Annotated in this window: 11 protein-coding genes; 2 read left to right on the top strand and 9 right to left on the bottom strand. The window is 46.2% G+C overall.

Going from position 1 to position 13,725, the window contains the following annotated elements:
• Window positions 1–260: 260 nt before the first annotated feature.
• Together BN1002_RS19590 and BN1002_RS19595 are read right to left on the bottom strand one after the other, a co-directional pair.
• On the bottom strand, window positions 261–2,252 hold the full coding sequence (locus tag BN1002_RS19590; RefSeq protein ID WP_048827203.1) for a penicillin-binding transpeptidase domain-containing protein: 1,992 nt from the start codon (window positions 2,250–2,252) through the stop codon (window positions 261–263).
• A 221-nt stretch (window positions 2,253–2,473) separates the two neighbouring features.
• Window positions 2,474–3,286 carry a stage II sporulation protein SpoIIQ gene (locus BN1002_RS19595; protein WP_048827204.1) on the bottom strand — a complete coding sequence of 271 codons (813 nt, stop codon included), beginning with the start codon at window positions 3,284–3,286 and terminating at the stop codon, window positions 2,474–2,476.
• A 109-nt stretch (window positions 3,287–3,395) separates the two neighbouring features.
• On the opposite strand from BN1002_RS19595, the gene BN1002_RS19600 reads away from it, so the two are divergent.
• The gene (locus tag BN1002_RS19600) at window positions 3,396–3,836 is read left to right on the top strand and encodes a VanZ family protein (protein WP_048827205.1); all 441 of its coding nucleotides are present in this window, start codon (window positions 3,396–3,398) and stop codon (window positions 3,834–3,836) included.
• Window positions 3,837–4,357: 521 nt separating this feature from the next.
• Here BN1002_RS19600 and BN1002_RS19610 read toward each other — a convergent pair.
• The 6 genes from BN1002_RS19610 to BN1002_RS19635 form a co-directional block, all read right to left on the bottom strand.
• The gene (locus BN1002_RS19610) at window positions 4,358–5,332 is read right to left on the bottom strand and encodes a nuclease-related domain-containing protein (protein WP_048827207.1); all 975 of its coding nucleotides are present in this window, start codon (window positions 5,330–5,332) and stop codon (window positions 4,358–4,360) included.
• A 357-nt stretch (window positions 5,333–5,689) separates the two neighbouring features.
• Window positions 5,690–6,721: a stage II sporulation protein D gene (spoIID, locus tag BN1002_RS19615; RefSeq protein WP_048827208.1), complete on the bottom strand. Its 1,032-nt coding sequence runs from the start codon at window positions 6,719–6,721 to the stop codon at window positions 5,690–5,692.
• A gap of 297 nt (window positions 6,722–7,018) precedes the next feature.
• Window positions 7,019–7,912, bottom strand: a complete 894-nt coding sequence (locus BN1002_RS19620) for a DUF6843 domain-containing protein (RefSeq protein WP_048827209.1) — start codon at window positions 7,910–7,912, stop codon at window positions 7,019–7,021.
• Between the two features lie 240 nt (window positions 7,913–8,152).
• Complete coding sequence (gene murA, locus BN1002_RS19625) at window positions 8,153–9,466, bottom strand: UDP-N-acetylglucosamine 1-carboxyvinyltransferase (RefSeq protein WP_048827210.1); 1,314 nt, start codon at window positions 9,464–9,466, stop codon at window positions 8,153–8,155.
• 32 nt (window positions 9,467–9,498) lie between these two features.
• The gene (locus tag BN1002_RS19630; protein ID WP_048827211.1) at window positions 9,499–10,233 is read right to left on the bottom strand and encodes a YwmB family TATA-box binding protein; all 735 of its coding nucleotides are present in this window, start codon (window positions 10,231–10,233) and stop codon (window positions 9,499–9,501) included.
• 373 nt (window positions 10,234–10,606) lie between these two features.
• Window positions 10,607–10,843, bottom strand: a complete 237-nt coding sequence (locus tag BN1002_RS19635; protein ID WP_048827212.1) for a DUF1146 family protein — start codon at window positions 10,841–10,843, stop codon at window positions 10,607–10,609.
• 266 nt (window positions 10,844–11,109) lie between these two features.
• Between BN1002_RS19635 and galU the strand changes: the two genes are divergently transcribed.
• Complete coding sequence (gene galU / locus BN1002_RS19640) at window positions 11,110–11,982, top strand: UTP--glucose-1-phosphate uridylyltransferase GalU (protein ID WP_048827213.1); 873 nt, start codon at window positions 11,110–11,112, stop codon at window positions 11,980–11,982.
• Window positions 11,983–12,206: 224 nt separating this feature from the next.
• Here galU and nuoN read toward each other — a convergent pair whose 3' ends face one another.
• On the bottom strand, window positions 12,207–13,724 hold the full coding sequence (gene nuoN, locus BN1002_RS19645; protein WP_048827214.1) for an NADH-quinone oxidoreductase subunit NuoN: 1,518 nt from the start codon (window positions 13,722–13,724) through the stop codon (window positions 12,207–12,209).
• Window position 13,725: the final 1 nt, after the last annotated feature.

A 13,725-nucleotide genomic window follows, 5' to 3' on the forward strand; every position in this document is an offset into this window, starting at 1 on the left:
TTGCACGTTTCACTAGTTACATGACTATGTTTTTGTGCAAAAAACTAGTAGGCGTCAGACGCCTACTATATTAGTCAAATTTTGTAGTGAATTTTCACTAGTTAATCACGACCTTTATACTTCGAATTCACTAGTTACGTGACGATATTTTCGTACAGAAACCGCACAAGTTAACATCAATTCAAATTAAAAAGGACTGGAGCAGCAAAACTGCCCCGTCCCTTATTTCTGTATTGCGTTTTTGATTCCCTTCAAAGCAGTTATTTCACACCCTCGAAAACCTTCTTCACAATTTTCGCCGGTACCCCGGAACCGCCCCGGTCGAGGACGTTCTCGACCATCATCGCGACAAGCAGGTCACCCTTTTCCGCATTATAAGCGACGAACCATCCGTTTTCTTTTCCTTTTTCACCTTGGTTATCCTTGATCTCGGCCGTGCCGGTCTTTCCGGACAGCGGGTAACCAGGTATCTCGGCGGCCTTCGCTGTACCACCAGCAACGACCTTTCTGAGAATCGGCCCAACCGTCGCGGCCGCTTCAGGACTGATTGCCTGCTCATGCAAAACTTGACTCTTTGCATCATCAAGCTGCAGCACCGGCTTGATCATATTGCCGTTATTCAAGAACGGAGTATAGGCGGCCGCTAAATGGACAATGTTCATCTCCAACTGCGCCTGGCCGTATCCGGCATCGGCCAGCAGCATTTCCTCATCAAGCGATCCTGTCTGCGACGCGTTCAGCGGGAACGGATAACCGAAATCCTCTCCGAAGCCAAGATTCTTCATACCCTCGGCGAATTTCTCCTTGCCAAGCTTCAAGGCAGTTTGGGCAAAATAAATATTGTCAGACAGCATCAGCGCTTTTTCAAGGTTTACATTGTCCGCCTCCGTCACCCTTGTGACATTATAGCCGCCCCATGAAGAATCCTTCTGCCACTTCTTTCCTTTCACGTTCATCATATCAGCAGGATTGATCGCCTTTGCTGTAAGCGCGGTGCCCGCCACGAGCGGCTTGATGACCGAACCTGGCGCATACTTCCTGTTAAAGCGGGTGAGGAGCGGCTGTGCAGGATCTTCATTCAGCTTTTTTCTCTCATCCGCCGACATGCCGAGCACATAATTATTCGGATCAAAAGTCGGCATGCTGACAAGCGCGAGCGTTTCACCGGTTTTCGGATTGATGGCCGCTGCCGCTCCCTGCTCGCCCTTCATTTCATTCGTAATTTTGGCCTGCAGCTCCGCATCAACAGTCAACTTCACCGGCTGCCCATTGACGACCTGCTTTTCAGCCAAAACTTCCTCTCCCCCGGCTTCCTGCTTAATCAGAATCCGGATGCCCGGTTCTCCTCGCAACTGTTCCTCAAACATCTGTTCAAGACCGCGCTTTCCAATCAAATCGCCGCTGGAGTACCCTTTATCCTTCAGCTTTTCCAAATCTTCCGCTGTTGCCGCTCCAACATAGCCAATCAAATGGGCAGCCGCTTCCCCGTACGGATAAATGCGCGCCTCCACCCTCTTCGTCTGGACCGGCTCCAGCTTAATCAGCTCATTAACCAGCGCATCTTCTATCGGAATCTTTTTAAGCGGGACAAAATACTCCGGCTTTACCCAGCTCGCCGTGACAGCCTTTTCAATGCTTTCTTCCGGCATATTCAGTAGCTTGGACAGCTGTTTTTTCGTCTCGGCTTCCTTACCCGCCATATCCTTCGGGACTACCCCTACCTCATAAACATCACCCGTCGTCGCGAGCGGTTTGCCGTTCCTGTCAAAAATTTCGCCCCTGACCGGCTGCTGGGTCACAATTGAGATTTTGTCCCCTTTGCCGAGCTGCGGGAAAATATAATTGGTATTCCAATCAACATACCAATTTTCTTTCTTGTCACGTTCTTCTTTTACAAGGAAGGCATCATGCCCGAACTCAATCGGCCCGGCAATGCTGTCCATTTTTGCCGTAAAGCCATAGCTCGCTTCTTCACCCTCGCCCTGCTTGTCCTCCTTCGGCTTCTTGAAACTCACCTTCAGGTCCTTGATTTGCAGGTCGCCGTAAATTTTCTTATACCTGTCTGTAAACTCCTGTTTGCTGACAGATGCTTTAGCGTCTTTTGATAAATAATCATACATTTTGTCAAAATCCTGCTTGTTCCATAGGTCGATGTAACGGGAAAAACGGTCCGCGGGCTGGGGCTTCTCCGTGCAGCCCGCAAGCGCCGCAGCAAGAATGACCGCCATTATGATCCCAAGTAGCCTTTTCATCTCCCATTCCCCCTTACGCTGTTTTTTTCCATTTTACCACACAAAAAGCGGAAGCCTGTAAGCAGAAACTCCGAGCGCGGAGGCGAAGCCATTTTGCCAAAAGGGATAGCCTCCTGGTTAATCACGAAAATCCTGCTTCGTGGGCGAAGCCATTATGCAAAAAGAAATTGCCCGTAAGCGCAAAAAAAGAGAGGGGCAGCCCTCTCTTCAATAAGTTACAATTATGAATTGCTATTGTCTTCTTTTTTATCACTTGATCCATCAGATGGAGCACGTTCGCCGTCTTCGCTTTCACCGGCGCTTTCTTCATCCGCAGGTGCGTTGCTCTTTTCAGCCTCGTCCTCGAACTTCGCCTGTTGCAGCACGCTTAGCGGCTTGTCGAAGTAATCGTTCGGATTGACCGCGACGCCATCCTTGCGAATTTCAAAGTGGACATGGACGCCCGCTTTTTCATTCAGCTGGCTTTGGCCGGCAGACGCGAGCACATCGCCTTTGTCAACCTGGTCACCGACTGTTACCTTCACATCTTTAACAGATTGATATTGTGTTACAATACCTGTATCATGCTGGATTTCAATGACATTGCCAAGCAGGGAATCTTCCTCTACCTTCGTGACTGTCCCGCTAAGTGCGGCTAAAACCTCGAACTCGGAACCGTCTTTCATGGCGATATTCAGACCAGTGTTCGGTACATATGTGTCCTTGTATTGGACGAGTGCCGCTTCCTGATCTTCCGCTTTCGCGTTGTTGTCATAGAATCGTTTCTGGATGACAGCTTCTTCCTTATTCTTCACCGGCATCGCGAAATTTTCCATCGACTTGTTTACCACAAGCGAAGGCTCATTGAACTTCTTCTTGGCATTTTCAGTCGTTTTATAATTGAATTTGTCCGCTGAATTGCCGCTGCTTTGATACCAAAGGACACCAGTCAGAATAATTGCTGCACTTGCAATGTAGATTGCCGGAACGACCCAGCGCTTCTTGAAAAACCGTTTAAAACCTTGAGAAGATCGCTTTTTTTCTTCCTCTCTCATTTTCATCACCTCAGCAATCATTCTGAACACAATGGTAGAATTATATACATCGGCGACAAATTATTTTTTGAAAAAACCATCACTTTTATGCACAAAAAGGAGAAATTTTATGAAAACCGCTGTCAAATGGGTAGCGAGCCTGCTCCCCTTCATCTATATGGCGATGATTTGGATCATGTCCAGCCTGCCAAGCAACCACTTTGTCGAGCTCCCCGACTCGCAAATCGACCGCACTATCAAAGAATCGCTCCACTTAGTAGAGTTCGCGATTTTATACGGGCTTTTCGTGATCGCCTCACTCACTGGCAAAAGAAAGTTCAAGAGAAGCATCAACATGCTCCTGGCGGCCGCTGCTGCCCTCTACGGGCTCACAGATGAAATCCACCAATCATTTTACCCCTACCGCTCCGCATCGCTCTTTGACCTCTTCAAAGACGTCCTCGGGATAGCGGTTGTTTACTACTTCGTGAACGGCGCGCTGTTTCGTGGGAAGTTCCCGCGGCTGCGGCGACTGCTGGAGAAATGGCGGGGGTATGCAGGGCGGGGGTGATGAGTGCGTTCGGGGCAATTTTTTCATCGCCGCCCCATTTGGTTCGCGGTTTGTGGCGGATCAGAGGGGCTGGCGCTTTTTCAAACGGAATCCGTGTTGACGTATATCATTTTCATCCGCAGATCCTCCATCCACTCCGATTTGAGGAGAAAAAGCGCATTGGCGTCCGCTCGCTCCCCCTTATTTTCTGCTTCAACCCTATTTACCGCCACCCGAAAGATACTCTATTATCGAAATTTACGGTTCTATTATCCAATTTATAGGGTTTATTATCGAATTTTACAGTTCTATTATCCAATTTGTACGGTTTATTATCGAATTTCCTTCGTTTATTCGCCAAATCCCCCGGTTTATTATCCAATTCAAATTTCGCATTCTTCCTGAAACTGCAAAGCGAATGAAGGGCCAGCCATATTCACTTTTGCGTCTTCCTATTAAATGTACAATCCTTTATTAGGAAATTGTTTTATTTAACCGGCTTTTCATTCACATGCCTTTAAAAGCAATTTCTATATATAAGACTAGGAAGTCAGTCCAAAATCAGGCAGCATATAAACCGTCGTTTTATTTTTGCCAGTCTTTTTAAGGTTTAAAGAAACAAGCAGCTTCGTTGCAACACTAATCGAAGAGAGGTTTAAAAACTCCCTCAGCTGTTTATTCGTTATGGCGGGGCCAATTAGTAGATAGTAATCCTCAAGCGCATGCAGGTGGGCATCCTTCGATTTTTGGCGACAGCTGGGACATTGCCATTCCCCCCATTTATATACCATGCCAAGATAGTCGCAATGAGGGCAGAAGACACCTTTCTTTAGGCTTGCGGCTTCCATATGATAAGTTTTTAGAATGTTTTTTTGCAAAGGAGTATGTTTTGCGAGAAGGCGCTTCTTGACCTTGAGAAGCTCTTTAGGAGTGAGGACAGGAGTTTTGTAGAGGGTTTCAAGCTTGCGTATGACCGAAAGAAGATAGTCGGTTTTATGGATATACTTTTCAGCTTCATAGTAACCTTTATCAATTGTAACGATCGTATTTTGATTAAAAATCCCATATCCTTCGATTGGAATCGGGGAAAGCTTATTTTCGGCCAGCCATCTTTTCAGATTGTATTGCTGGTTTTTTGTTTGCTCGATTGGGTTCTGCATTGGAACAATCGTGCCATTTACTGAACGGTGGACCTGCTTTGGACTTAGTTTAAAAAAGACCTCGCCTCCCCATTTTTTCGAATCTAGAATGACTGAGAAGTTCTCGGATAGTAAGTATGTATCGAGCTGGAAGGTGTAGCTTTTCTCCTCTATCCGCAAACCATGGAAAATGTGGTACTTGTCCGCATCCAGGAGGCCAAGCGGATAATCCAGCGACTTCTCTCCATTGTAGCCGGCCCACTCCATACGTAAATGCTCCAGTAAATTCGGTAACTCTTCTGAATGGTCAGGAATCCTTCTTTTCAGCGCTTCTCTTTTTCGAATCGAGTAAGGAATTACCCTTGCCAAGGCTATCATATGCTCACTCCTTTTCCTCTTTTCTGAAACATAATCGAAAACCTCCTCACTTTCCACCCTTTTCGACAAAGACATGTGACAATTTATCAATATGTTATTTCAAAATTCATCGCATCGATGGTATAACGGGTGCTATTATCCAATTCAGCAGTTTTATTATCCAATTTACGAGGTTTATTATCGAATTTCTATAGTCTATTATCCAATTTGCAAGGTTTATTATCGAATTTCCATTGTTTATTATCCAAATTCAGTGTTTTATTATCCAATTCAATTCCGCATATGAACCGGAACTCCCTTAGAGAGAAGGAAAAGCCAGCCTGATAATCAGACCAGCCTCCTAAAATTGGAACTATCTTATTTCCCCGCGGTTATCGTGGCGAGCATGCCTTCTGCGGGGCTGATGGCAACGCCTTTGTAGTAGTATTTCACGATGTCTTCGTAGGTTTTCCCTTCGGCTGCCATGCCGTTTGCACCGTACTGGCTCATACCGACGCCGTGGCCGAAGCCGCGTGTCGTAATGATGATGTCATTGCCGCGCCGCTCCCACGAGAAGTCGGAAGAACGGAGGTCGAGCCGCTCGCGGATTTGCTTGCCAGTCAGAATTTTACCGTTGAAATCCACCTTGCTGATGCGATTGCCGGCTGTCCGCCCCTTAATTACGCCAATCTCACCGGAACTGCCAATTTTGACCCCAAGCCTTTTTTCAAAATCAGCGGCGGACAGGCTCAATTGGCTTTTGTACTTCGGCGACTTTTTATCCCACGGGCTTTCGACGCTTCGTAAATATGGAAAAGCATGCGACCAGTAATCCTCGGAGTTTTCGGTGAAGCCATTGCTCGTCGAGAAAAAGGTCGCTGTTATTGCCTTTCCGTCATAAGTAAGAATTTGCCCGTCGGTCGCTTTTACGGCCTCGGCAATCTTTTTCTTTTTCCAGCTATAATCTGAACCCCAAATCCGTTTTAGTTCATCGTCGCTTTTGAATTCCTGATGCAGCTGTCCGGTGTCGCTCACCTGTGCCCCTTTAGGCAGTCCCATTTTATCTTTCGTAAGCAGCTGGGTGACAATGTACGTCCGCGCCGTGAGGGCTTGGGCTTTCAGCGCCTCCTTCTCAAACTCCGCCGGCATTTCGGCGGCCACCACCCCTTCGAGATATTTATTAAGCGGCAGCTTTACAATCTCTTTTTTGCCGGTTCGATACACTGCTACTTCCACTGCGGGATCAGCTCCTTTTCCGCTTGCTTCCTCATTTGGGGCTTGCAGCGGCTGTTCACCGAGTTTGCCGTCCGCTTTCCCATTTTGATAAGGAAGGACGAGCAAAGCCGGGATGAGTAGCGTAACCGCAAAAAGTAAAGATGCTAGTAGAATGAAAGGTTTCATATTTTTCATGTATAAGCCTCCATTTGAAAAGTAAACGGCCGGCCACGGACCGGCTGCGCTTCATTAAAACATATGGAGGTGGACAGGCAGTTATGACAAGAATCATAGGCCGCCTGCCAAAAGACACTGGATTTTCCATTAAAGGGAAGTATTTGTTCCAGCAAGCCAGCTAAATCTGCCGCTTTCTATTAAAGAATGAAATAGCGCCCCGCAAGGATAAAAAAAATCCCCGCCAGGCGCGATCGCTAGTCCAGTCTATTATAATTGCAGTTTTGCCCTAGTAAATAATCCTTATCAAACAAATCCCTATTTCTGCGGCAAAATGGTATAACCGTAGTCAGTCATTTTCGCGAGGCCTTCTTTGAATAGAATCTCTTCGATTTGCAGCTTTTCGCCAAAATATTTTTGGCCATTTTGCTTGAAGACTTTACCGCACATTTTGGATGTTACGTACAATGCTTCGTAGTTATATTGATAATCATCTCCAGCGATGGCATTCCTGCCGCCTACCGAGATGCAATCTTTGTTGATTTCTTCTTTCTTTCCTTTTTTGTCGACATAATAATATTTATCCTCAATTAGAGCTGTCGTGAGCGGCTTTGAAGTAATCCCATAGCCTGCTTCATCAACCTTCACAATATCATAGCCGTCTTTTGTTTTTTGCTTAGGGGCACGATCGATGCCGTGAACGATTTTCATTTCCCCTTCAAAGCCCTTTGGAATCAGGTACGCATCATGTGTCCGATCCTGAAAGATCGCCACGAGCGTTGGAATTGAAACAAAAGCGGCCGCGACAATGGCAGCTACACTTGCTCCGGAAATGGCAGCCCTGGCAGACCATTTGAAGGAGCCCTTAGACTGCTGCCACTCGGTAAACAGGAAGTAAATCAGCGCGTCGGCAATGGTATAAATGGCTATTTCATCGAGTAAAATCACTGGCAAAATACCGACCGCAATATGGATCAATCCAGCAGCCGGAAAACGGAAACTGCCCAGCCGGCGGGTTAATAAGTCTGCTAAATAAGATACCGGGATGGCAATGACCATATTCCCAATCATGGTGATGAGGAGCATGATGCCAATGACTACAACTGTTCCTCCAAGGGAGCCTGACAGGAAGCCTGGAACGACCAGGAGCAGCACTCCCATTGTCAGCGTCGTATATAAAGCGGATTTAAGTTTGATAAAAAATTTATCCATGGGGGACCCACCTCTCTTCCCCCATTTTAACAATTTAACCCCTTTAAGATTGTTACAAAAATAGGAAAGCTAAGGAACAACGTTCACTAATTTATCATATAATTAGAGAACCTTTTCGCCAGTTTGCAGCGATTTAATTCGTAAAACAGCAAAAAAGCAGAAAAAAGACTGTCAGACATCAGACAGCCTTTTCTTCTGCTTCATCACAATCCGGCCAAACAGCCAGACCTATATTCTTTATTATGCGTTCATATCTGATACAAGCGTCTCTTGAGCTTCCACCATAACCTCGACCGTGTCGTTTACGCGCTCGACATCTGCTCCTAGAGCCGCCAGCTTCAAGTGGAAATCGACATATCCGCGATCGAGATGCTTCAGTTCAGTTACCCTCGTGTTACCTTCTGCCACCAATCCAGTCAGGATCAATGCTGCGGCAGCACGGAGATCTGTGGCTGCGACTTCGGCACCCTGGAGATTTGAAGCACCAGGAATGATGACTGAACGGCCTTCAATCTTAATATCGGCATTCATGCGGCGGAATTCTTCGACATGCATAAAGCGGTTTTCAAAAACCGTTTCCGTAATCATGCTTGTTCCTTCTGCGCGAAGGAGCAATGCCATCATTTGCGACTGCATATCAGTAGGGAATCCCGGGTGAGGCATTGTTTTGATATCAACGGCCTTCAGCTTTTCAGGACCGATGACCCTTACGCCATCCTCTTCTTCGAGGATGGTGATTCCCATTTCCTCCATTTTTGCGATCAAGGAAGATAAATGTTCTGGAACAGCACCTTTCACAAGGACGTTTCCTTGCGTAATCGCCGCGGCGACCATAAATGTTCCGGCTTCAATCCGGTCAGGTATAATTGCGTGATCGGCACCAAATAATACATCTACGCCTTCGATCCTGATTGTCCCAGTGCCGGCACCGACAACCTTGGCACCCATCTTGTTCAACAGATTGGCAAGGTCGACAATTTCAGGCTCTTTTGCAACATTCTCAAGGATGGTTGTGCCTTCTGCAAGCGTTGCTGCCATCATAATATTTTCCGTCGCACCGACGCTTGGGAAATCAAGGTAAATCCTTGCTCCCTTTAAGCGGCCGTCAACTTCCGCTTCAATAAAACCGTTACCGACTTGAACTTTCGCGCCCATTGCTTCAAAGCCTTTCAGATGCTGGTCAATCGGGCGGGACCCAATTGCGCAGCCTCCTGGCAATGCCACACGCGCACGGCCGTTCCGGGCTAACAATGAGCCCATAACCAGTACAGAAGCGCGCATTTTACGGACATATTCAAATGGCGCCTCTTCTTTCAGCTCTCTTGATGCATCTACAACAACTTGATTATTTTCAAAAACGACTTCTGCGTTTAAATGACGTAATACCTCGTTGATCGTATATACATCGGAGAGAGTAGGCACATCTCTTATGATACTTTTTCCATCACTTGCCAATAGTGTTGCAGCGAGTACAGGCAGTACAGAATTTTTGGCCCCTTCTACTTTGACCGTTCCATTAAGCCTATTTCCGCCGCGGACGATGATTTTTTCCAAGTGTATTCCCCTCCGCGTCCAAGTTCTCTATATTAATATTCAACCGTAATGATAGGGGTGCCAACTGTCACAGTCGCGCCTTCTCCCCCACCCGTTCGAACAGCAACTTGCAAATTCATGCCATTCTTAAAAGGATCGGCAAATTCTGATGAGAATGCCGATATGGATATGAAATTTTCTTCTCTAATTCCTTCAGTTTCAGCAGCATTTAACCTAGACAAAATGTTATTTACTTTTTCAGGTAAAGCCGCTTCCATTTTATCACCGAAAGACCCTTTAGCACAAGAGAAAATTGGCGGTTTGCCACGAAATATGTCATTATGGCGCTGCATGAATTTTCCTGATTTCAAAAAGGCCGCACTATTGCCATTCCATTTTCCGCCGGTCACCTTATATATTATATACGCATTTGCCTTATGGGGTGTGCGGGTAGAAATTAATTGAAGATACTCGCGGCCAAAGCTGGAAACTGGAGAAACTGCCTTAGCTTCCCATATTTGGCCTTTAGAGGAGATTGACCATTCCCAATCAGGAAAAAGGGTCCGAAGCTCAGCGGCATACGCCTCCAATTCCCCGGGTGAATTGGAGTCCTCAATAACCTCCCGTGAATAAACCGACCACTCCTCAAGCAAACTGCCTTCCGCTTCCAATGCAGCCACCAGCTTAACAAGATCCGGTGCACTTTCAGCTACAATCGTCTTATTCCCATGTTCCAACACAACAAAACCAATAATGGCAAATAATGATAAAATCAGATTCATTTTCATACGCTGCCGCTCCCCTTCCCTTAATAACATTTTTGCCGGGAAGTGGGCGAGCATACATGGAAATTGTCGTCACATTTAGACAAACCCAACCGTAAACCTCGAAACGTGTAAAACTAAAACACAAACTTGATTGTACTGAATAACCCACCATTTGAACACATGTACGAAGACCTAAATATATGTACAAGGCAAATTCTTTGTTTTTGCAAGAAGTATCCAAAAAAGGGTACAATTATATAGACGGCTTCCTTAAGTGAAAAGTTTCACTTTCTTGGCAAATAATATCCCTCTTCCCAGCAAAAAGAACATACTGCATCCAAATTTGCGCCGCTTATCGTGAAAGCGCGCACAATGTTGCCGTGAAGGGAATTTTTTAGTCAAAAACCGCTGGCAGCTGCCTTGATAAAAGAAGGTAATCAAGAAAGAAATTGCTAACAGCCGAACCGATGACAATGGACAGCAATATATATAAAACGCGGGCCTGGATTACCCGGTTTGCCCTGAGCAGCCTGTCAAAATTTAACGCCTGAAGCGCCCACCAGGCAAGTGCTATACAAACAAGATGGGTAAAAATACCCACTATTGATTCTGCCCCAAATCCCCCTACCATATTATTCCTCCACTTCCTTGATCGTTCTTCCACTTCGTAAAGCATCACTAGTATTTATATAGGTAAATTTTTACAAATATGCTTGTCACATTTAAATTAGTATGGAATAATTATTCATGTTATGGTTTCTTAAAAGCGTTTTTGCTAAAAGGGTCCCAACCTCCATTGTATGGACTGCCAGAAAGAAAAGCAATTAAAATCGCTGCCCTTTCTGCGGGCGTCCCTAATGCAAAAACTTACTAAATAAGCAGTGAAGGGGTTATTGTATGAAAAAGGTTAGAAAGGCAATTATTCCGGCTGCCGGGCTGGGCACCCGCTTTCTCCCGGCAACAAAAGCAATGCCTAAAGAAATGCTTCCAATCGTTGATAAACCGACCATCCAGTACATTGTCGAAGAGGCAATTGAATCGGGCATTGAGGATATTATTATCGTGACTGGTAAAGGCAAGCGGGCGATTGAGGACCATTTCGACCATGCCTTCGAGCTGGAACAAAATCTGCTTGAAAAAGAAAAATTCGATCTGCTCGAGAAAGTCCAAGCGTCTTCGAAGATGGTCGATATCCACTATATTCGCCAAAAAGAGCCGCGCGGACTTGGCCATGCCGTTTGGTGCGCGAGAAACTTTATCGGCGATGAACCGTTTGCTGTCCTGCTCGGCGACGATATTGTCCAGGCAGAGGTTCCTTGCTTGAAACAACTGATGAACCAATACGATGAAACCCTTTCATCTGTTATCGGCGTCCAGCGTGTGCCTGAAACAGAGACTCATCGTTATGGAATCATCGACCCTCTTGAAGAATTCAACAGGCGGTACCAGGTCAGGCAGTTTGTTGAAAAACCGAAGCCGGGCACAGCGCCATCGAATCTTGCTATTATCGGCCGTTATATTCTGAATCCTGAGATCTTCATGTTCCTTGACAGGCAAGAAATCGGCGCCGGGGGAGAAATCCAGCTGACTGACGCGATTCAGAGCTTGAATGAAATTCAACGCGTATTCGCTTATGAGTTTGAAGGAAAGCGGTTCGACGTCGGTGAAAAACTTGGTTTTATCGAAACAACCCTGGAATTTGCTTTGCAAATGCCTGAATTAAAAGATGACCTGCTTGAATTTATGAAAAAGAAGCTCGATCAGTATTAATGTAGAAAACAGCATCCGCACGTTTGCGGATGCTGTTTTTTTGCGCGGAGAATTAAATAATCGCTCCATGCAAAAGGCTGCCCCCTGAATGAGACAGCCTTTCCGTACTATTTAATCCCCTTTAAAACCGCAAGCCTTCCTTCCCCCAAAGTCCGGCTCACCTATCATAGCAGCAGCCTCTTCCCCCAAAGAGACAACCGCCCTCTTTTGCATAAGTTCACTTGCTATTCAAGAAAATCGACGAAACCGTTAAAATTGCCGTGCAGGAAGTCCAATGCGATATTCGGCAAAATTCCGAACAGGATGCTGGCTACAACCGTGATTCCGACAGTTGCCAGAATGCCAGCTGGAATTTTTAATGTCTTTGTGTCCGCAGCCGGGCGGAAGAACATTTGAGTCAAGATGCCGAAATAATATACATAGGATACGACTGTCGTTGCAATCATAATGGATGCAAGCACATAGTGCGGATTGCTCTTATCGTAAAATGCGCTCATGAAAATATTTACCTTGCCGATGAAACCCGCTGTGCCAGGAAAACCGGCGAGCGACAGGAGCAGGATGCCGAATGCCGTTGCGAGGAGCGGGGCTTTTTTGTAAAAGCCGGCAAAGTCCTTGATTTCTTCCGACCCTGTCGTTTCACTCATCAATTGGATAACCGCGAATGCTCCCATATTCATGAATAGGTAGGCGACAAGATAAAACCAAATTGCATCAAACGTCAAATAATTGAGCGAAGTAAACGCAACTAGGATATAGCCTGCATGCGCGATACTTGAATAAGCGAACAGCCTTTTAATATTGCGCTGCCTAAGGGCAATCACGTTTCCAATAATCATTGTTGCCGCGGCTAAAAATGCGATGTAATCCTGGAGTTTGAACAAGATAGGCATCGTGCCGGGGCCATCGGAAACTGCCATCAGGAATACCGTGAACATGATTCGCACCAGAATGATAAAGCCGGCCGCTTTTGAAACGACACTCAGGAATGCCGTTACAGGCGTCGGCGCCCCCTGGTAAACATCCGGAGCCCACATATGGAACGGCGCTGCCGCCAGCTTAAAGGAAAGGCCGACAAAGATCATAAAGAAGGCAAGTCCTAAAAGATAGATATGCTGGCTGTCAGCGTTAGTGCTAAGCGTCCTGGCAATCGTAATCAAATTTGTCGAGCCGGAGAGGCCATAAACATAGCTCATCCCAAACAGCGTAATCGCTGAAGAAATCCCGCCATTGATGACGTATTTCATCGCCGATTCATTCGATGCCAGTTGGTTTCTGCGCATACCCGCCAGTATATAGGAAGGGATGGATAAAAGTTCAAGTCCGACAAATAGTGTAATCAAGTCACCGCTTGAAGACATGATCATCCCGCCAAGAAGCGCGGCTAAAAATAGGTAGAAAAATTCACCCCTATATTCAGCGAAGCCGTCTTTTGGATTGTAATTCATCGCGAGAAGCATGACGAAGACCGACCCGGCAAGGAGAATCAGCTTGAATGCCTTGCTAAAGGAGTCTAGCCTGTACGTATCTTCAAGTATGGATGTGACTGGCGTATCCAACATACCGACGAGGGCGATTCCTGCCGAAATGATGGCAGCGATGGCAATCCAGCCGAACAGCTTCCGATCAAAATTCTTCCCTAGGAACAAATCCAGAATAACCAAAAGTGCAACTGTGCCGAGAATGATGAACTCTGGCATCATGACTCCCCAGTTATACGCTAACAAATCAGTGAGTTCCATT

Origin of the sequence: Bacillus sp. B-jedd (genome assembly GCF_000821085.1) — a bacterium.
In the GTDB taxonomy this organism is placed as follows: domain Bacteria; phylum Bacillota; class Bacilli; order Bacillales; family Cytobacillaceae; genus Bacillus_D.

Bases quoted from the DNA above. Each gene is read 5' to 3' on its own strand.
- BN1002_RS19590 (WP_048827203.1), bottom strand. From the start codon at position 2,252: ATGAAAAGGCTACTTGGGATCATAATGGCGGTCATTCTTGCTGCGGCG.
- BN1002_RS19610 (WP_048827207.1), bottom strand. From the start codon at position 5,332: ATGATAGCCTTGGCAAGGGTAATTCCTTACTCGATTCGAAAAAGAGAA.
- BN1002_RS19635 (WP_048827212.1), bottom strand. From the start codon at position 10,843: ATGGTAGGGGGATTTGGGGCAGAATCAATAGTGGGTATTTTTACCCAT.
- BN1002_RS19600 (WP_048827205.1), top strand. From the start codon at position 3,396: ATGAAAACCGCTGTCAAATGGGTAGCGAGCCTGCTCCCCTTCATCTAT.
- nuoN (WP_048827214.1), bottom strand. From the start codon at position 13,724: ATGGAACTCACTGATTTGTTAGCGTATAACTGGGGAGTCATGATGCCA.
- BN1002_RS19595 (WP_048827204.1), bottom strand. From the start codon at position 3,286: ATGAGAGAGGAAGAAAAAAAGCGATCTTCTCAAGGTTTTAAACGGTTT.
- spoIID (WP_048827208.1), bottom strand. From the start codon at position 6,721: ATGAAAAATATGAAACCTTTCATTCTACTAGCATCTTTACTTTTTGCG.
- galU (WP_048827213.1), top strand. From the start codon at position 11,110: ATGAAAAAGGTTAGAAAGGCAATTATTCCGGCTGCCGGGCTGGGCACC.
- BN1002_RS19620 (WP_048827209.1), bottom strand. From the start codon at position 7,912: ATGGATAAATTTTTTATCAAACTTAAATCCGCTTTATATACGACGCTG.
- BN1002_RS19630 (WP_048827211.1), bottom strand. From the start codon at position 10,233: ATGAAAATGAATCTGATTTTATCATTATTTGCCATTATTGGTTTTGTT.